Origin of the sequence: Sulfitobacter sp. HI0129 (genome assembly GCF_001635395.1) — a bacterium.
GTDB lineage: Bacteria > Pseudomonadota > Alphaproteobacteria > Rhodobacterales > Rhodobacteraceae > Sulfitobacter.
This window is the reverse complement of sequence record NZ_LWGH01000524.1, coordinates 1-332: the sequence shown is the minus strand read 5'-3', so window position 1 is coordinate 332 and position 332 is coordinate 1. Positions and strand designations below refer to the sequence as shown.

The window sequence follows — 332 nt, the reverse complement described above, 5'->3', positions numbered from 1 at the left end:
ATTACAGTTTTCCGACCGAAAGGAACCCCCCATGAGTGAACAGATGCAGAAGATCGTCCTGGCCTCCCGCCCGGATGGCACGCCCACGCAGGAGAACTTCCGCCTTGAGACGGGGGACATCCCCACCCCGGGTGAGGGCGAGATCCTCGTGAAGGTCCATTACATGTCGCTCGATCCCTATATGCGCGGGCGGATGGACGATGCGAAATCCTATGCCCAGCCGGTGCCGGTGGGCGGGCTGATGGAAGGCGGATCGGTGGGCGAGGTCATCGCCTCCAACAGCCCCGATTTCAAACCGGGCGATTATGCTTTCGGCATGTTCGGCTGGGCGA

Annotated in this window: 1 pseudogene; it reads left to right on the top strand. The window is 61.7% G+C overall.

Features of this window, described 5'->3' with window-relative positions:
• Positions 1–31: 31 nt before the first annotated feature.
• Positions 32–332, top strand: a pseudogene (locus tag A3764_RS14340) (NADP-dependent oxidoreductase); the annotation flags it as partial.